Source organism: Salinispira sp. (genome assembly GCF_059431795.1).
In genome coordinates this window covers 1-18,338 of record NZ_JBXWXS010000016.1, presented here as the reverse complement: position 1 = coordinate 18,338, position 18,338 = coordinate 1, and the positions used below count along the sequence as shown (strand labels likewise).

Sequence of the window (18,338 nt, the reverse complement as noted above, 5' to 3'; positions counted from 1 at the left end):
GATTAGAGTTCCTGTAAGTCATCGCCTGAGATATCGCCCTTACCGGGAGATACGTCCGCTTGTCCTTTGACAGTCTTATTGGATGATGTTCCTCCGGAAGAAGGTGCGGGAACGCTTTCCGGCGCTTCTTCAGCCATCTTGTCATAATCTCCGGAAAAACTCATACCAATGTCATCCCGTACAGTTGAACGCCGGCGTTTGAAGGCTGCAAAAGCCGCATCCTGAAATCCTTTCGAAACTCCATGGAGGAATTCGTTCAGTACATTGGCCATGCTGTTCAGGGTGTATTTTTTCCGTTTGATGCTGGTGATATCCACGTCCAGGATCAGACCCGGCTGAATATGGTAGGGATTGATCTTGTAATCGAAACTTTCGAACTGACGACGCAGGAATGTTACTCGGCCGTCCAGGATCACCCGGTCCCGGGGATTCTGGAAACCATAGAGGGTCTCAATTTTTCTGGAAATGTGGTTGAGCATCTTCTTGAACAGGGACTTCTCATGGAGATATGTCTGATTCAGGCGCTCAACGTCGGTGAGGTCTGCCTTGATCTCGGTAATTTCATTCCAGATTTGGCGAAGTTCCTGAACAACGGGATCTCCCGATTCTTCGAACGACACCACTTCTTTGCGTTTACTGATTTTGCGGTCAAGGCGGTGGGCCAGATCTTCATAATCCTTTGCTCCGCCGAAGCGAGAGCGTTTATCCAGGTAGCTCTGTTCCACCACATCATAGAGCCGCTGAATTTCTTTGCGGTATGATTCAAGCTGAGCATCGTAGGCGGCCTGTTCCTTGTGAAGTTGATCTGCATCATAATACTTCAAGCGGATCTGATAGCGCTCATCGGGGAGATGTTCCGCATCGGTGTCTTCATATTCACGAACAATCAGTTCCCGGGCATTTTTCAGGTTTTCCATGAATTGGTAACCCATTTTACTGGTATCGAGAATTGAAGTGAGAGAGTTGACCACGGTATTGAAGCCCCGGTTTCTGATGTTCTCCATATCGATGATCTTTTTCAGATTTTCACGGATATTGATTGCATCAAACTCCTTGGGGTCGATTTCCGCCCGCAGGCCTTCAATTTTATCCATTAATGATTTGGCCAGGAAGGTGTATCGCTTACTGGTTTCATCATCCGCATCATCGTCGGTGAAATCGGGAACACGTTTCATTTTCTCAAAGATAATCTCAGAGTCGCTCAGTTCCTCTTTACCTTCATCAATGAGTTGATCCTGGAAGCGTTCAATTTCCTGGTCTATCAGGGTGGTAATGGTTCGTCCGATCTGGTCTTTAATAAGATACTCTACGGTAGCCTGGTACTGAAAAATCGGGCTGATCAGCTCGGAGTCTAGAATATTCACAGAAAGCTTGACGTCGCTGACGGTCTTAGGTTTGTGGACACTGTCTTTGAAAGCTGCTTTTACAACAGCATACGCGTTTTCACCCCGGATAAATGCACCCACATCGGTCTTTTGACGCAGCAGTGAATTGGTGTCATTTTCAAGATCATTCATGCCCCGCTGGATATGTCCCTGCAGATGTCCGTACATGTTTACAATGGATTTTTCGATTTCACCGGTATTGAACTTGTCTGCACCGGCGATCTCATCCAGCATGGAGGCGATTTCTTTCGGGGTGTAGCGGGCAAGGGCCTTATTCTCTTCCTTGTCCACAAAGTTCCGGATTTTCTTCACCATTTCATCTTCAGTGGTGGTGATGTACCGGTTGAACATATTCTGATAGTTCTGGTTGAAGTAGTTGTACAGTTTTTCTTTCAGACCCCCGGTGATGTCGAGTTTCTCAAGAACCTCATCGGGAAGCTTTGACTGAATAGTATTGAGGATTTTCTCAGTTTCCTCATTCACAAGGTTTTCATACTCCGTGCGCTGGTCACGTCCTTCCTGAGCCAAACTGTTTCGGGAACCAACCGCCGATGGTTTGGACGGGTGGAATATATTCGGGCTGTGGGTAAGATCTGACATAAAATACTCCTTTTCAGATGTCATCTCGGGTGTTTGAACCACCCTTCTTGGTTTTATCCGCCGCGGTGAGGGAAACACCCTTCGCCGCGATGTGACCGACTTCAGAAGTTTTTGAAATCTCCAGTACTATTATATGTTACATCATCAAGGAATTCACGGAATTCTGCAAGACTTTTTCCAGAATCACGGAAAATTCTGGTAATAAAGGAATCTGCAATGCTCCAAAGCATCTCACCTTCCTCTACGCTATGGAGAGTACCGTCAGGCAGCTCCAGATTGTTGCCCGGAAATATCCAATCGGGGTTTCTTCCGAGCTCTGCAGGCTCGCCCATGAGAGCGAATCCGTTGCTGTAAGCTATGAGGTTTGTAACCCGGATAAGTTCGTCGATTGTCCAGGGGGAGGTGCGGTTGTTAATATCCGCCGGTTGGCCGGATTCTTGAGAAGAAGTTCCGGTCTGATCCGAGTTATTTTCGGGAGAACCGTCTGCAGTACTTTCTGTCTCCCCGTCGTCCGAGCTGTCAGGCTCAGTTTCCTGTTCTCCCACCCGTTCAGCCTGTTCAGTTTGGCGGGGTTCTGTAGAGGTTTGATCGGCAGAACGGCTGTCGGCAATTGAACCTCCGCCTCCGTCCTGAAACAGAAAGAAGATCAGCCAAACCACGAGGGCGAGGGCCGCGGCAATTCCCAGGAAGCCCCAGATTCGGCGGGATCCGGATTTCCCCCCATCCGGGCTGCTGCCGGGCGAAGCGCCGGCGGGACTTTTTCCGAATAATTCCGGGGGAGGATTGGTGCCGGATACCCCCGGGGTCTGACTTTCCTGGACCCCGGCGCGGGTGACTTCATCGGCTATTTTGCTGTCCGCTTGTAGAGAATCCTCCACAGTATCTTGTGCAGGAGCATCCTCAGAGGAGAGGGGGGCTTCAGCCGGCATATCCGATGGTTTTTCATCTGGTTTGGGTGCCCCAACCTGCTGTACTTCCTTGGTCTTCAGAAGGGAGGCCAGGGTCCCGCTCAGACGCTCCCGTTCCCGGTCGAATTCAGAACGGTCGTTGAGGCTCTCTTGAAGTTCCTTCACCTTTGCCCGAATTTCCGGAATGATTTTCAGAGTTTTCCGGTTTCCGTTGGAAGCGGGAACGAAATACATGTTCCAGCCGGATTCTGAGGGGATAACCAAGGCGCGAACCGGAAGAGGATTTTCCGAATGAAGTTTGATCAGTTGGTCATGGAGGAATTGAAGATCGGCTTCTCCGGAACTCCCTGATTCATTGGTCTGGAATTCATTCCAGAGTCTGAAGGAAAGGGAAATGCGAGCCGGATCATCAAGCTGCTGGGAGCCAAGCTCGGATTCCATGGTCTTACGCCGGCGGGACCCGTCCTGCTCAAGAATGCGGTCAAGGGCGTCCCTGCCGGGTGCACCCATAATCATTTCCAGGTCTTTTGCAGCTCGGGTTAACGTTGTCTCATGGGACTTGTCTGTTTCCGAGCCGTCTGCATGAATAAAGTCATATGGAACTGCGCGGAGAAGCGGTGCCCCAATTCCTGCAGCCCAGCTGACATCCTCCGGCAGGGGAAGTGTGTTGCCGGATATTTGGAATTGCGAACCTTTCAGCTGCTCGGGGAGGGAGAGGGTACGGATATCTTTACTGCCGGATTGCAGGAGACTCTCAAGGATTTCATCCTCTTTACCCCTCTCGTCGCCGGCGTAATCAACTGTGGCACCCGCCTGTTTCATGAAAGTAATGAAATCCTCTTCCATTCCGTCATCCTTCCGGTTATGTCGGAAAAAAAGTTTCTGTGAATTCAGTTTCTGCCATTTGCAGATGCCAAGGAGGCTGTTGCGGTCGCAGCTTCCTCCGAAGGCGTTCATCAGTTTCGGTGGAATGAGCGTTTCCGCCAGGGCGAAGCTGCTGTCCTGGTGAATAAAAAGACTCTCCACTCTTCCGTCACGGAAGGCAGCAGGGCTGCCGTCATGAAGAATAATAAAGCCACGTCCGGAGAAATCTTCAGAGGTAAACCCAGGTTCTGCGCTGAATTTTTGCAGACGGTTCAAAACCTGAATCTGATGATTATCGCTTCGCTCCAGTTCCATGAGATCGAAGAGACGGTGGCCGTCCAGCATAATCCGAACATTGCCGCTGTCATAAAAAACCACCCGGCTGCCTTCTTTGGTTTCCACCTTATCGCCGGGTTTGAGAGGATGTTCGGCGATCTTCTCATTCCGGATAAAATGCTTTACCGCGTCAACCAGATCATGGGAGCCGACATAATGCATGTGATGGCTCACCGGTTTCTCCAGGCAGTCGCCCTCGATGAAATAGTCTCCGGTGAGTCGGTCAGTGAGTAGTACCGAGCTGATATGTCTGCGTATATCTGAAGGGAGGTAGGGACTGGTTCCTATTCTGAGAAACGGGCGGTATTTTCTCTCTGCCTTTCCCAGGTAGAGAACATAACATTCCCTATCGATGTGATATACGCGGTTTCCACTGATGTTGAGTTCTTCGTTATTTTCCACCACTAATAACTATAGGACGAAGAGGACGATCTGTCAGCAACAAAGCTGGCATTTTTTACAGAATTCGAGTATTGTGGTACTCACAGGCGGGAAATATGGTCATTACACAACGAAGAGCAGCGAAAATTATCCCGATAGCCGGCGGAAAAGGCGGTGTGGGTAAGACTGAAGTGTGCGCCAACCTGGGTGTACGCCTCGGTCAATTGGGGTACGACACCATTCTCATTGATCTGGACTTGGGCGGCTCAAACCTCCATTCAACCCTGGGGCTGAAAAACCGCCACTCGGGGGTGGGGAATTTTCTTTCCGACAAGAGTGTGGGGTTCACCAATCTCATTGCCCCGACCCCATACCCAAATTTACGGTTTATTCCCGGGGACGTGCTGGTTGCAGGCACCCCCAATATCGTATTCAGTCAAAAGCAAAGCCTCATCCGTCATATCGAAAAGCTTGAAGCCGACTATATTCTTCTGGATCTCGGCTCCGGTGCCTCCAATAATGTGGTGGATTTTTTCCTCATTTCAAATTCAGGAATCGTTATTACATCTCCCCATGTGGGGGCGGTGTTGAACAGCTACAGTTTCCTGAAAAACACCGTGTTCCGGTTTCTCATGCGGGCCTTTGCCGGTCAAAGCGAAGTGGAGCGATATCTGCGTAAATCCATAAAAGAGCGGCGTCCGGGAAATCCTGTTACCGTCGCCAATGTCCTTGACGGCATGCAGGAAATTGATTCGGCCTTTGCAGCCAAGGCTCGGCGCTATGTGAAGCTGTTACAGCCTTCCATAGTTTTAAACCTGGTCCGGGACGGGGATGATCTTAACATCGCCGAAAGCCTGAGAGATCTTACTTCCAATAATCTGGATGTGAAACTTTCAACCTTGGGGATGCTGATACACGATGAGGGGCTTGCTGCATCCCACAGAAGCACTGCTCCTCTGACCCATGCCCTTGCGGACAGTTTGTTCGCCGTGGAAATTGACAGGATTGCTCAGAAGATTGTCCAGTCCCCGGAGTTTCCCACCCTTGCACTGGCAACGGAAATGTATTCCGATTCATTCGAATTGATGAAAATTGAATCTGCTGAAGATTTAGCGGAACTGCACGAACAGCTTTCCCAGCATGAGCGCCAGGAAGAAACTGACGCGGAAGAGTTTATTCAGATTCTGAGTCAACAGAAAAAGCAGATTCATGAGCTTAAGAACACCGTACGCATGCTCACCATGCGGGATCGCTGAGCCGGATATGCCCTACAGCAAGGAAATACACCCAGGGGAAAAACACCCCGTTGTCGGGAAACAGGTACACCGGAATATTGCCTATTATCGCATAGACTGGACTCCTCTGCTGCCGGTGGACCGGCACCGGATTAACTCAACGGTGCCATCCCTGCCGGGTATCTGGGAAATCTATTGGCTGCAGAATTCCCGAAGCCCCCGACTCCTGAAAATGGGGCAGGCCTGGTACGGGGGATTACGGAATGAACTCCGCCTCGAAGCCGACGGAGAGGATATTCGGAACCGGGATATGAAGGAGCAGCTGCTCAGCGGAGACGCGTACTACCGGTATACGTTGTGCGAAATTGCCAGGGATCTGGAAGAGGTGTTTGACATCCTTCTGAGTATTAGAGGGCTAGCGTCGCCAGAAGGTCCTGCCAGCACTCGCTACCGGGATGTACGTATTTCCGAGGATGATGAAATGGTCATTCACCGCGTGCGAAAGCCAAGCCAGCCCAGGCAAAGCGAGCGGAGCTTCTCCCACCCCGTCCCCAATATGTTCGATGTGGTCAAGGAGATGCGAAGCGGCGGCCAGCTCCCACCGGCATCAAAGGATTCCCCGGACTGAATGCCACGGGTTGGATTAACGGCCCCGTGAGCTTTCGCCGCTCCGTAGCCCGTCTATCCAGGCGGTATCGGGAAAAATGCGTTCCGCCGCATCGAAAGCATCCTGAGCGTCCTGAGTGTTGCCTTCCTCCAGATGTGCGGTGCCTATCCATGCCAACCCCTGAAACCTGAGCAGGTCATTCTCCGAATTCAAAAGATATTCCAGGGTTTCAATCCCTTTCGTATCGTTTCCACCGCCAATTGCAGGGGCATTGATGAAAAACAGCCCCCGGGAAAGCCGGGCGCGGAGGTTTTCGGGATTCAACGCCAGTGCATTTTGCGGATAGTCTCTCAGTTTGGCTCCGTTGCTCATCTGATACAGCGTACCTTTGAAATTGAATAAATACATATAGCTGTCGCTGAGCACCCTCCAAAGGTCCGAGTGGATCCCCCTCCCTTCAGGTAGGGCGGGGATATTCAGACCGTGTTCCCAGCCTTCTGAGTCCCGGGTTTGAAGCTCCCTGTCGATGAGCTCAAGGGCTTTCTGGCTCAGTTCGATACTTTTCTCCAGATACTCCTGGGCTTCACGATCCCGGCCGGCGCTCATGAGAATGAAGCCCCTGTTGAGGTAAATCCTGCTTTGATAATATCTGAATACCGGATGATTCTCTTCGACTTGCGGGGATAACTCGCCTAAGGCGGAATCGCTGCGGTTGAGGGCCGCAGCTGCCGAAGAAATGCTTTCATCTCTGAACACTGCGTAGCCGGCCTCCTGCAAATGGGCTTCCACGGCCCCCACGCCATCGGTATTCTGGGCGGAAAGTTCAAACATCGCTGTGTTGAGAAGAAAAAGTATGACAATCATCCAGGAATATGAGAACCCCGCTGTGACGGGACGGGTATACTTGGATGGTGTTTTTCCGTGAATTCCGGAACGCGTTAACGGAGCGGATCTCATCCTCTTCAGTCCCTGATAACCAGGTCGCCAAGTTCATTGGTATCATCATCTTTTACCGGAAAACTTTCTGCCAGAAGGTCTCCCATATCGTCTATTGCGGCGCAGAGTGCGTCGCTCAGCTTATCTTCGCGGATGCCCGCAGCAATGGCGTTGGCAAATTCCTTCCAGGTTGCTGGATCCACCTTTTGATTAATGCCGCTGTCAGCCAGAATTTGCACTCTCCGTTCAAACAGAGATATATAAATGAGAACTCCGCTTCTGTCACGAGTTTCACTGAGATTGTTTACCATGAATTCACGGAACACTGCATCGGTTATGGCACTGTTGATCTCAAGCCGGGTGGTTAATAACCGCTCCAGAGGTGGGATAATATTGACCAGGAAGTATGCTGAAATTCCGGAAATCAGGCTTACGATTACCGGGAGAAGATATTCAATAACACCCCCGTCTGCCCATGCCCGGGTTGGAGCCCAGAGTATGGCCATGAGCACCGCTGCCAGCACTGCGCCTATGGCAGCTCCCCGCCATTCGGGGGCAGGGTAGACCGAGCTGCGCCGGGCAATGACCGGCATAACCTCGCCGGCGGTTTTTCCTTCTGCCCGTGCAACTGCCGCTCTAATACGGGTCTGTTCAGTCTCTGAAATTAATGATTTGGTTTGGGACATAGTAATGCTCTCCTATCTTTGTGACGCACTGATTGGGGGAGGCGTGGAGAGAAGATATTCCTTCCACCCACGCCCCTGGATTCGGGCCGGATTACCAGCCTCCGGAGGCACCGCCGCCGCCGAAACCGCCTCCTCCGCCGGAAAATCCCCCGGGACTTCCGCCGCCGAAGGAACCGCCGCCGAAACCGCCGTGGTATCCTCTATGATGCCGACCGGCGCTCATTCCCAGCAGAGCCCAGAGCCAGAAATTACCGCTGCGCCTCCGGTGACCTCCCCGGAAAATATTAAAAAATCCAGAAAAGAACATGAACATAATCAGGGGAAAAAGAAAGGAGAGGGGGCTGTCACCCGAGGCTGCAGCCTGATCCTCGCCGGGAAGCTTGCCGCTGCCGCTGTATTCCCCTTTTACCGTGGAAACCATTGCGCCCACCGCCAGTTCGAAACCTTCATCGTAGTTTCCGTTTTTGAATGCGGGAGTGATGATGTTCCGGATAATTCTTCCGGACACAAGATCCGTGAGCCTGCCCTCCAGACCGTACCCGACCTCTATCCGGATTTCCCTGTCTGCCTGGGAAACCAGCAGGATTGCGCCGTTATCTTGTTCTGCGGTTCCGATCTGCCATTCTTCTGCAAGTCCGATGCTGTAACTTTCAATATCCATGCCGTCCAGGGAATTTACGGTTACCACAACGATCTGGGTGGAATCGCTGCGCTCAAGATTCCGCAGCTGTTCTTCGATACGCTGTTCGCTGCTTCTGCCGATCATTCCGGCCTGGTCAACAACTCGCCCCCTGAGCGGGGGGTAGTTCTGGGCTGCAATCAGTACAGGGAGCAGCAGGAACAGCAGCAGAGCCGTTGCTTTGTGTCGTGTTCTGTTGGCGTATGGGGTATGCATCTCATCCTCCTCAGGGGATTTGCCGTGGTTCCAATATTTAGAAATCAACCTGTGGAGCCTCATCCGCACCGCTGGATGCCTCAAAATACTCCTTCCGCTCCAGGTTCAGCATCAGATTATTGGTAAGAGACTCGGGAAAACGCCGGATTGCCGTATTAAAGTTCTGGACCGACTCGTTGTAGCGCTGTCTGGCCACTGCGATCCGGTTCTCGGTACCTTCCAGTTGATTCTGAAGATCCAGGAAGCCCTGATCGGCCTTCAATTCCGGATAATTCTCTGTTACCACAAGCAATCGTGAAAGGGCAGAGCTGAGTTCGCCCTGAGCTTCCTGAAATTGGGCCAACTTTTCCGGATCATCCACAATATCCGGTCCGGCCTGTATTGAACCCACTCTGGATCTGGCTTCGGTTACCGCTACAAGGGTTTCCTGCTCCCTGTCGGCGTAGCCCTTCACCGTTTCCACAAGATTGGGAATCAGGTCATAGCGCCGTTGAAGTTGTGCTTCAAGATCTCCGAAGCTTCGGAACACCTGTTCTTCCAGTGCCTGAAGTCGGTTGTACCCGCAGCTGCTGAGGGTGAGAATAGCGATTGCCGTCAATGTAAAGATGCCCGTACGTATAATCTTCCGTTTCATGTTTTCTCAAATCTCCTTGGAAATTGTTAATTTCATGTGATTGTTAAGGCAATTTCACATATCAGCGATTTTGGAAATTGCCAAGATCTTCAGAAATCATCATCATCTTGCAAGAAAATGATGATTTCGACCCGTTATCCAGCATTTGTCAAAATACAATTTTGACAGATGCTTAGTTACTATACACAATACAGACAGGGGACTGATTTATTCAAGCTTGGCCGGCAAATGAATGAAAATTCAGAATTTATCTGTCAGATCCGGGTACAGGCTTTATATTAGTATAGAACGAGTACTGAAAAATTTTGCGGACTGAAGTAAGAAATCCTGCAGGGACGGATATTCAGGGAGGCGAAAATACAATGGTTTCACCGGGCGATCAGCCGAAAACCAATTGGGAGTGGGCTCAGATTTTTGAAGCCGGGGGCGAGTTTACCGAAATGGGTTCGCCCCTGGGATACGATATTCCCATTCTCTTTTCAAACGATGTAATGGAGCTGAAAAATCGGGAAATTGTGTTTCCTCTTTTGGAGCAACAGATTGATGGAGCGCTGAAAGACCGTCCGGTTCGGCTGTTTAACATCACCCATGTTGACCGGACCGGAGACCAGCATGAGCTTACCGCCCTGTATTCCACCAACGGACAGGACACTGCCCTGGACCTGATTCTGGTATTTCAACGGGATGAGATGGGGCCTCAGGTACTCCAGGCCTTGCATCACATGCGGTAATGAAGCAGCTTTTCCCGGCTCCCGGCTCCCGGCTCCCGGCTCCCGGCTCCCGGCTCCCGGCTCCCAGTGGAACCCTCCCGGCTTCGGGATGAACGAATGAAGGAGAATGAGGCAAACGCCGTATATGGTGAAATTCTAGGTAAAAAACAACTTCTCAATGGTTTCACGGTTACGTCGGTTAAACACCGAATTATCCGCATATATATTCCGAATCCGGGTCTCATACGAGGCTGCCACCTTATGACGTACGATCTTCATGGTTGAATTTAAAAGACCGTTTTCGATGCTGAAGGGTTCTTCAAGAATCTCAAACACCTTGGGCGTCCACATGGGAGGAATCCTTTTTCCGGTAATTTCGGGATTCCGGCATTTAGAAAATTCCTGGTTGAGAAATTCCAGTGCATCATCCGCCGAATTGATTCCTTCCCGCTGAAACGCATGTGAGCAGGCTTCCCGGTTCAACGTCAGCAACAGGATAGTTGATGTCTGATGGTCACAGTAGGCCATTACCTGATCGAAGAGATCGCCGGTATTGATTACCGCTTCTTCTATTTCTTCAGGGGAATATTTTTCTCCCGAGGGATTGATCAGCAGCGCTTTCTGCCGCCCAACCACATAGAGAAATCCGTCATCATCGTAGTACCCCCGGTCACCGCTGTAGAGGCTCCCTTCACGCAGGGCTTCCCGGCTTGCTTCTTCATTCCGGTAATATCCCTTCATTACGCTGGGAGCGGTGATTACCAGTTCGCCGGTTTCCCCGGTCTGAGCCCGGGTTCCGTCCTCCCGGATGATTTTGCAATCCACGTTATGGAGGACCGAGCCCGAGGAGCCGAACTTATGCCGGGCGGGGGTGTTGGTGCAGATTACCGGGGTTGCCTCGGTAAGGCCGTAGCCCTGGAATACCGGTACTCCCAGTGCGGAGAAGAACTCCTGCTGTTTTACCTCAAGGATGGCCCCGCCTCCCACGCAGAATTCAATCCGGGAACCGAACACCTGCTTCACCACCGCGGGGAATATCAGTTTTCGGGCGATGAAAAAAGAGAGGCCGTGACGCAGCCGCACTCCTAAAGAAGGGCTGTGAAACCCGTCGCCGATAATGGCGTTACCCGCTTCCATTCCCCTGTCGAACAGTTTAGATACGATTCCCCCCTTTTCCCGGACGCCCTGCTGAATTTTTTTCATGAAATTTCCGCTGAGCGCAGGTACGGTGAGGAGAAAGCTGGGTTGAGCCTCCAGAAGATTCACCGGGATATTACGCACCATCCGGGAGGACCCTCCCCGGGCGTCCACAAACCAGAGGGTAATTCCCTTGTAGATTCCCGCATAGATCACAACCGTATGTGCGAACGAGTGATCCAGGGGGAGAATGACAAGGGTCTGGGCACTCCCTTCGGGAAGCTGGAAATCATCCGCCGCAGCCATGGAGTTCGCAACATAATTCCGGTGGGTGAGCATAATTCCCTTGGGAGTTCCGGTTGTTCCCGATGTGTAGCTGATGGTTGCGGTATCATCGGGTGAAATCAGCTCAAGAGAAGCTGTCAGAAGCTGCTCATCCCCTAATCGGATTTCCCGGCCCAGGGTGAGAATTTCCTCCCAGCTCATATAGTCCCCGCCTCGAAAGATGCCCAGCTGTTTGAGCTGTTCCATTTGGGAAGAATCCGGTTCATCCAGGAGAATGAAAAATGGAGTGGTGGAAAAGGTCTCCATGCTCTCAAGCAGCTTGGGCAGGAGATTGCTGCTTACCATGAAGTATGCAGCCTGGGAATGATTCTGCCGATAGGCGATTTCCTGGCCGAGCAGCTGAATAGAGAGGGGAACGGAAATAAGCCCAGCTTTCAGGAGTGCCAGTTCTCCCAGCACCCACTCGCTTCTGCCTTCGGAGAGAATGATGCAACGTTCACCCCGTTCCCGGGCATGTTGCAGAAACCAGCAGGCAGCTGTTGAGCTCAAATCCTCCGCCTGCTGAAAGGATGTTTCCTTCCAGCCGTTTTCATTCTTGGTCTTCAGATAACTTCGGTCCCCATAGCGGCGGGCAGACCATTCAAGCATTTCAACGATAGTATTCACAGGGCCTTCCTCGTGGAATATATGGATCGAATATCTGCTCTTCGGGAGATTGTAATGGGATATTCGACATTGGAAGTGTGCATTTTATATACTATACGTCAGGAGTGTCCATGGCACGATATATTCAAATCCATAAATCCAGATTCAATACCAGTCCGGGAACCACCTCTCTTCAGACTGAGGGCGTTAAACCTCGAAGCGCCCGCTGCAGCTGTATCAGCTGGACAGAGGATTCTATCCGGGAAGAGCATATTGACGATTTTCGGGGGCTTTCAGCGCGTCTTTCAGAAGATGAATACCACTGGTTGAATATCACCGGTCTGGAAGATGAGCCTTCCATTGCAGCCCTTGGAGGAGAGTTCGATCTCCATCCCTTGACGGTGGAAGACATTACCAACACCCATCACCCTCCTAAATTCGAAGCCCACGAAAAATATGCGTTCACAGTTATGAGGATGCTCCGCCAGGACGGTGAGCGGATGATTTCCGAGCAGGTAAATTTTATTCTTACGGAACGGGTGCTGTTGAGTTTTCAGGAAATCCCCGGGGATGTTTTTGAAGCCGTACGAAGCCGGCTGCGAAGCGGCCGGGGCAGGGTGAGACGTTCCGGGGCAGCCTACCTGCAATTTGCAGTCATGGACAGTCTGGTGGACAATTATATGCTCACCGTTGAAAAACTGGGGGGAGAAATCGATGCCATGGAGGATGAAATGTTTTCCGGTGTTGATGATTCACCTATCTCCGCAATCCGGGAATACACCCGGGAGATCACAGTGATCCGGCGGTATGTACGCCCGGCAATGGAGATGCTGGAACAGCTGAAAAAATCTGACCAGCAGCCGGTGGATTCGGCCCTTCTTCCGTTCTATTCTGATCTTCAGGATCATATCAGACTGGTTAACGATGCCGTGGACGGATACCGGGAGCTGTTAAAACATCAGCTTGGAATGTATACCGCCCTCAAGGGGTACGAACTGAATGAAATTATTAAAGTTCTCACGATTATTTCGACTATATTTATCCCCTTAAGTTTTATTGCCGGGGTGTACGGAATGAACTTCCTCCACATGCCTGAGCTTTCCATTCCCTGGGCGTATCCTGCGGTGCTGGGGGGAATGGTGCTTGCAGCCTCAACCATGCTGGTTTTATTCAGGAGGAAAGGATGGCTAGGGGGAAGTTCCGGGGGGAAGAAGAAAGGCCTGTTTCGGGGTGATATCAGGAACCGCCCTAGTGGCAGGGGGAGAGTCAAACAGAAAGTCAGCCGGAATGACGGGGCTTAAAAATCTCCAGCATCCAGCATCACCAGGGTGCAGGCTTCCAGCCAGGAAATATTGTGATCGTCCAGGGCCTTCTTCAGCTCATGTGACTCTGTTCCCGGGTTCATGATCACCCTCCGGGGATTCAGGTTCACGATCCTCCCTATCTCTTGTGTAATATGGCGGGGACCTATGTATATGCTTAGGGTGTGGATATCATCAGGCAGCTGATCCAGGCTGTGAACCACCGGCAAGCCTTCTATTTCTTCAAGAACGGGATGTACGGGTATCACCTCATGTCCATGTTGTTGCAGGCGTCTGACCGCCTTGTTGGAGAACCTCTCGGGTTTTTGGCTTGCGCCTAATACTGCAGTTTTCATATATGAGTAAAATATATATATTTGTAGCTTCCAGCAAGCGGCTCCGGGAGAAATCAACATGGTTTTTTTCGGTGGGTTTTCCGGTGGTTTTTTGGGTAACGCTTGTGGCCTGTGTCAGCAGAGACTAAACTGTATAGCGGATTCGGATTAACACGCCGTTTCGGACAACTCCATGGAGGATACATGAATACATTATCACAGATATATGCGGACGCCGATTATGAGATTAGGGTGAAGGCACCGGTTACGGCGGTGCTGCAAGTGCTTATGGCGGTGCTATTTCTGGCTATGGCCCTGGTTCAGTTGATTTCCGGGTTTCCGGTTCAAGGCCTGATCCTGTTTCTTCTGCTGATATTTGTGATTGTCACACTTTTGCTGCTGATTAGGGGCCGCTATGATCTTTCCACCCGGCTTTTTTCCCTCTCAGCTGCATTGATGGTAATTATTAACCAGCTTCTTCAGGGCTATACCAACGCCCTGACCCTTCCCCAGTACGCGCTGCTTCAGCTTGCGGTGCTACTTCTCAGCGCGTTTATGATCCGGAAAATGGGGATTTTTCGCCTCTATCTGATCTTCTCGTTCCTTACTTTTTGGGGATACATCCTGTTTATTCTCCTTTCCGGCCGGGCGGAGGAGGTGGATTTTCCCTTTCTTAATCAAATAGATATTGCCGGCTTCGTGTATCTGATTGGGGTGTTCACCCTGTATCAGTTGAAACTCACATTCGACAAGGTGACAGAGGAAGCGAAGACGCGGATTGATGAGAGCGAACGGAACCGCCGCCATTTGAACTCCATTATGCAGTCGGTAAGTACCCAGCTTAACGACAGTCTGGGGTTGAAATCCGAGGCGGAGGGCACTGAAGCGGCTTCGGCAAAAATCAACCGTCAGGTTCAGGAGATAAACGGTGGAATTGATGATCTGAACTCCGCATTCGGAAATATTCTGGCGGCGCTGGAAAAAATCGATACAAGCATGAGCGTACTCTCCGAACGGGCCCAGGAGCAGAGCAGTAATGTTACAGAATCCTCCGCCGCCATTGAACAGATGGTTGCGTCAATTTCCAGTGTGTCTTCGGTTATTAAGCGCAGGAGGGAGAGGGTGAACGAACTGATCCATACATCCGAGCGGGGTGCGGCCAGAATCCAGAAAACCGAAGAGAGTTTCAACAAGGTGGTTGAGCATATTGACGGTATTAAGGAAATGACCCGGCTGATCAGCGGGATTGCCAGCCAGACCAATCTTTTAGCCATGAATGCGGCCATAGAAGCGGCACATGCAGGAGATGCGGGGCGGGGATTCGCCGTTGTTGCCGATGAAATCCGGAAGCTGGCGGAGAATTCTTCGGTGAATACAAAGAACATTTCCGAAACCCTCAAAGAGCTTGTTGCCTCCATTCAGGAGACCAGCACACAGGTGAAGGAAACCGGCACAACGTTTTCCGATATCCGGCAAGAAGTGGGGGTGGTGAGTACGGCAATGGATGAGATATACGGCAGCACCCAGGAACTCAACTCGGGAAGCACCGAAATATTGTCTGCCACAGAAAATCTCAGCGGCCTGACAACCAACGTGATGGATGGAGTTACCCAGGTTACCCAGGACAACGATATTATTTCCGAAAATATCGATACAGGAAACCGTCTGGCCGAAGTTCTGAAAGAAGATGCCCGGATGATTAAAACTGAAACATCCGTAATTGTTGAATCGGCCACCCGTATTCTGGCCATGGCCAATATGCTCAGCACCCAATCCCGCACCCTCAACGACCAGCTGGAACAGAAAGGTGGGGAAAAGGAAGGAGAGATTGAGGACTGAAGGAAGCACCCCGGGATCTGATATACGCTATACACTCTTCAGGTTTTATTTGCTTATTTCCGGAATTTCAGGGCTGATATTCGGTCTGATTAACCTCATAAACTCCCGCCCTGCGGTAAATGTCATTACCGGAGTGGCCGTTGTGCTGCTCTGTGGAATTTGGTATCTGCTTTCCGCCAATCCTGCGGGGTACGCCCTGAGCCGTATCAGTTTTCTTCTGTTTCTTTCTCTTATCTGGCTGCCCCTGGGGTATCTCACTTCTCCGGGGTCCTTCAGCGCCATGCCTTACATTGCCCTCACCGGAATGTTCATTTCCGCAGTGGTGGTGAGAAATCAGTGGGAGTATGTTTTTCCAATTCTCATGCTGATACTTATCCCTGTGTTGTTTCTGTTTGAAATGTATAATCCTTTGAAATTCGATGTCTATGAAAATCCCGCATACCGCCTGAAAGATTTGAGCATGAATTTTGTGGTTTCCGGCTCCATCATTCTTATCACCATCATCTACACCATGAACCGTTACCGAAGCTTCAATGAAAAAATGTATGAAGTGAGCGTACGGGACAGTCTTACCGGTTTGTACAACAAACGTTTTTTTAATGAGTACATCGATAAGGAGCACAACCGGAGCTTGCGGAACAACACGGTTTTTTCACTGGTGTTTATCGATATTAACCATTTTAAACGGGTAAATGACAGCCTGGGTCATCTGGAAGGGGACCGGGTATTGAAGGATGTTGCCGCAATCCTTCTCGGTTCCATTCGGAATTACGATCTGGCGGTGCGCTATGGGGGTGACGAGTTTATCCTCATTTTTCCCTCTACTGAGCTTCCTGCTGCGGAGCATCAGATGAACCGCATGCAGAAAGTATTACACGATTACTGTGCCTCCTACCGGGAACAGGGGCTGTCTGTGAGCTGGGGAATTGCCGAAAGCCGGAATAAAAGCGTTGAAGAGGTTCTGGCAATTGCAGACGAGATGCTCTACTTCAAAAAGCGGAGCCTTGCTGACGATGAACATACGTAAAAGCACCGCGCCCTTAGGGTGTGGTTTCAGAATCTACTCGCCGTATTCCCGAATACACTGAATAAATACTGCCGAATAGAGTTCTGCCTTATGATCTCCCACCCCTTTCACCATCCTGAAAGCCAGTTCACTCAGGGGTTTTCGAGCGGCCATATCTTTCAGGCTGGCATCGGAGAACACAACGTAGGGTGGTACAGCGCTCTCTTCCGCCAGCCGGCGTCTCAGTTTTTTCAGGGCTTCTAGAAGATCCTGGTTCACGATCTGTTCAGATTCAACGTGAAGCCGGAGATTGGCTTGCTGCTCCCTCCGTTTGCTGATTGTATCCATGCTTACCAGTTTTACCTTCCGGTCCTTAAAGAGAATATCGTTTCCCTGTTCGGGTATCTTCAGGGTGAAATGGTCCCGGTAGTCCGGTTCAAGGGCTCCCAAATGGATAAGCTGCTGTATATACTGCTGCCAGGCTGCCGGTGAAATATCTCTGCCCACAGCGAAGGTGGGAATCCGGTGCAGTCCCCGTTGTTCCACCTCCCGGCTCATATTACCCCGGAGAACATCCACCAGGGTGCCGGCACTGATCGCCTCCCGGCATCGCTTCACTGCGGAGAGGGCTTTTTGGGCGATAATTGTACCTTCAATATATTCCGGGGGATTGCTGCACACGTCGCAGTTTCCGCAGTCTTCCTCGGTTATCTCGTTGAAATATGCCAGAAGCACCCGTCTGCGGCACACATGGCTCTCGGCGTACTCCTGCATCCGTTTCAGCTTCACTTCCTGAATGCTGCGGTAGTCATCGTGTTCTATTTGGGAGATAAAGTTCAGCTGCTGCTGGATATCCCGGTAGCTGTAGAACAGGACCGCCTCGGCATCTTCGCCGTCCCGTCCGGCCCTTCCGATCTCCTGATAGTAGCTTTCCAGATTTCCGGGCATATTGTAATGGATGACGAAGCGCACATCCGGTTTATCTATGCCCATGCCGAATGCAATAGTTGCGGTGATCACCTGAATTTTATCCCGGATGAAATCGGACTGGATGCGCCGCCGGGATTCGGAGTCCAGCCCGGCATGGTATGCCCGTGCGGATACTCCCTTGGCCCGGAGTTTTTTCTCCAATTGCTCGCAGGCTTTCCGGCTGCCGCAGTACACGATCCCGCTCTCATCCCGGTAGCGGAGCACCATGTGGAGGATCTGCTCGAAGCGCTCCTTCCCCGGAAGGACGCTCAGGCGGATATTGGGCCGGTCGAAGGATCCGAGAAACAGCTGAGGATTGTTCAGTCCCAGCAGGCCTGCGATATCTCTGCGTACGCTCCGGTCGGCGGTGGCGGTAAGGGCAAGGACCGGCACCGAAGGGAATCGGTGCTTGAGTTCGCTCAGTTTCCGGTACACCGGCCGGAAACTGTGGCCCCAGCTGGAAACACAGTGGGCTTCATCAATGGCAATCCTCTCCAGGCCGGAGTTTCCCAGCACATTGAGAAAATCCTCCCGTAGCACTCTTTCAGGTGCCGCATACAGCAGACGCAGCTCCTTATTCTCAATACTGTTGTATACTTCCCGCTCTTCCCCGCTGGTCATGCTGCTATTGAGAAATGCCGCAG

General features: G+C 51.2%; 15 protein-coding genes. 6 read left to right on the top strand and 9 right to left on the bottom strand.

Annotated features, from left to right (window positions below; genetic code table 11):
• Positions 1-2: 2 nt before the first annotated feature.
• The gene (gene cfpA / locus AC52PS_RS06530; protein WP_495562245.1) at positions 3-1,985 is read right to left on the bottom strand and encodes a cytoplasmic filament protein CfpA; all 1,983 of its coding nucleotides are present in this window, start codon (positions 1,983-1,985) and stop codon (positions 3-5) included.
• Positions 1,986-2,086: 101 nt separating this feature from the next.
• A complete protein-coding gene (locus AC52PS_RS06525; protein WP_495562244.1) occupies positions 2,087-4,495 on the bottom strand; it encodes a hypothetical protein in 2,409 nt (802 codons plus the stop codon).
• A 95-nt stretch (positions 4,496-4,590) separates the two neighbouring features.
• On the opposite strand from AC52PS_RS06525, the gene AC52PS_RS06520 reads away from it, so the two are divergent.
• Together AC52PS_RS06520 and AC52PS_RS06515 are read left to right on the top strand one after the other, a co-directional pair.
• Positions 4,591-5,730: a nucleotide-binding protein gene (locus tag AC52PS_RS06520; protein WP_495562243.1), complete on the top strand. Its 1,140-nt coding sequence runs from the start codon at positions 4,591-4,593 to the stop codon at positions 5,728-5,730.
• A 7-nt stretch (positions 5,731-5,737) separates the two neighbouring features.
• Positions 5,738-6,337, top strand: a complete 600-nt coding sequence (locus AC52PS_RS06515) for a hypothetical protein (protein WP_495562242.1) — start codon at positions 5,738-5,740, stop codon at positions 6,335-6,337.
• 15 nt (positions 6,338-6,352) lie between these two features.
• Here the strand turns inward: AC52PS_RS06515 and AC52PS_RS06510 are convergent, their stop codons facing one another.
• The 4 genes from AC52PS_RS06510 to AC52PS_RS06495 form a co-directional block, all read right to left on the bottom strand.
• Positions 6,353-7,180 (bottom strand): tetratricopeptide repeat protein, encoded by an 828-nt coding sequence (locus tag AC52PS_RS06510; protein ID WP_495562241.1) that lies wholly within the window; start codon positions 7,178-7,180, stop codon positions 6,353-6,355.
• Between the two features lie 98 nt (positions 7,181-7,278).
• Positions 7,279-7,938: a TPM domain-containing protein gene (locus AC52PS_RS06505; protein WP_495562240.1), complete on the bottom strand. Its 660-nt coding sequence runs from the start codon at positions 7,936-7,938 to the stop codon at positions 7,279-7,281.
• A gap of 91 nt (positions 7,939-8,029) precedes the next feature.
• The gene (locus AC52PS_RS06500) at positions 8,030-8,833 is read right to left on the bottom strand and encodes a TPM domain-containing protein (protein WP_495562239.1); all 804 of its coding nucleotides are present in this window, start codon (positions 8,831-8,833) and stop codon (positions 8,030-8,032) included.
• 37 nt (positions 8,834-8,870) lie between these two features.
• Positions 8,871-9,467, bottom strand: coding sequence for a LemA family protein (locus tag AC52PS_RS06495; protein WP_495562238.1), 597 nt, complete (start codon positions 9,465-9,467; stop codon positions 8,871-8,873).
• A gap of 362 nt (positions 9,468-9,829) precedes the next feature.
• Between AC52PS_RS06495 and AC52PS_RS06490 the strand changes: the two genes are divergently transcribed.
• Positions 9,830-10,198, top strand: coding sequence for a hypothetical protein (locus AC52PS_RS06490; RefSeq protein ID WP_495562237.1), 369 nt, complete (start codon positions 9,830-9,832; stop codon positions 10,196-10,198).
• A gap of 135 nt (positions 10,199-10,333) precedes the next feature.
• On the opposite strand, the gene AC52PS_RS06485 is transcribed toward AC52PS_RS06490, so the two are convergent.
• Positions 10,334-12,265 (bottom strand): AMP-dependent synthetase/ligase, encoded by a 1,932-nt coding sequence (locus tag AC52PS_RS06485; RefSeq protein ID WP_495562236.1) that lies wholly within the window; start codon positions 12,263-12,265, stop codon positions 10,334-10,336.
• A gap of 110 nt (positions 12,266-12,375) precedes the next feature.
• Between AC52PS_RS06485 and corA the strand changes: the two genes are divergently transcribed.
• On the top strand, positions 12,376-13,545 hold the full coding sequence (gene corA, locus AC52PS_RS06480; RefSeq protein WP_495562235.1) for a magnesium/cobalt transporter CorA: 1,170 nt from the start codon (positions 12,376-12,378) through the stop codon (positions 13,543-13,545).
• On the opposite strand, the gene AC52PS_RS06475 is transcribed toward corA, so the two are convergent.
• Positions 13,542-13,901, bottom strand: coding sequence for a CoA-binding protein (locus tag AC52PS_RS06475; protein ID WP_495562234.1), 360 nt, complete (start codon positions 13,899-13,901; stop codon positions 13,542-13,544). The genes corA and AC52PS_RS06475 overlap by 4 nt on opposite strands.
• A gap of 183 nt (positions 13,902-14,084) precedes the next feature.
• On the opposite strand from AC52PS_RS06475, the gene AC52PS_RS06470 reads away from it, so the two are divergent.
• Together AC52PS_RS06470 and AC52PS_RS06465 are read left to right on the top strand one after the other, a co-directional pair.
• Entirely contained in the window at positions 14,085-15,719 is a 1,635-nt protein-coding gene (locus tag AC52PS_RS06470) for a methyl-accepting chemotaxis protein (protein WP_495562233.1), read from the top strand.
• Complete coding sequence (locus AC52PS_RS06465) at positions 15,709-16,746, top strand: GGDEF domain-containing protein (RefSeq protein ID WP_495562232.1); 1,038 nt, start codon at positions 15,709-15,711, stop codon at positions 16,744-16,746. The genes AC52PS_RS06470 and AC52PS_RS06465 overlap by 11 nt, the downstream gene beginning before the upstream one ends.
• 33 nt (positions 16,747-16,779) lie before the next feature.
• Here AC52PS_RS06465 and AC52PS_RS06460 read toward each other — a convergent pair.
• On the bottom strand, positions 16,780-18,338 hold a 1,559-nt coding region (locus tag AC52PS_RS06460), incomplete at its 5' end, for a RecQ family ATP-dependent DNA helicase (protein WP_495562231.1).

Bases quoted from the DNA above. Each gene is read 5' to 3' on its own strand.
- cfpA (WP_495562245.1), bottom strand. From the start codon at position 1,985: ATGTCAGATCTTACCCACAGCCCGAATATATTCCACCCGTCCAAACCA.
- AC52PS_RS06520 (WP_495562243.1), top strand. From the start codon at position 4,591: ATGGTCATTACACAACGAAGAGCAGCGAAAATTATCCCGATAGCCGGC.
- AC52PS_RS06515 (WP_495562242.1), top strand. From the start codon at position 5,738: ATGCCCTACAGCAAGGAAATACACCCAGGGGAAAAACACCCCGTTGTC.
- AC52PS_RS06510 (WP_495562241.1), bottom strand. From the start codon at position 7,180: ATGATTGTCATACTTTTTCTTCTCAACACAGCGATGTTTGAACTTTCC.
- AC52PS_RS06505 (WP_495562240.1), bottom strand. From the start codon at position 7,938: ATGTCCCAAACCAAATCATTAATTTCAGAGACTGAACAGACCCGTATT.
- AC52PS_RS06500 (WP_495562239.1), bottom strand. From the start codon at position 8,833: ATGCATACCCCATACGCCAACAGAACACGACACAAAGCAACGGCTCTG.
- AC52PS_RS06495 (WP_495562238.1), bottom strand. From the start codon at position 9,467: ATGAAACGGAAGATTATACGTACGGGCATCTTTACATTGACGGCAATC.
- AC52PS_RS06490 (WP_495562237.1), top strand. From the start codon at position 9,830: ATGGTTTCACCGGGCGATCAGCCGAAAACCAATTGGGAGTGGGCTCAG.
- corA (WP_495562235.1), top strand. From the start codon at position 12,376: ATGGCACGATATATTCAAATCCATAAATCCAGATTCAATACCAGTCCG.
- AC52PS_RS06475 (WP_495562234.1), bottom strand. From the start codon at position 13,901: ATGAAAACTGCAGTATTAGGCGCAAGCCAAAAACCCGAGAGGTTCTCC.
- AC52PS_RS06470 (WP_495562233.1), top strand. From the start codon at position 14,085: ATGAATACATTATCACAGATATATGCGGACGCCGATTATGAGATTAGG.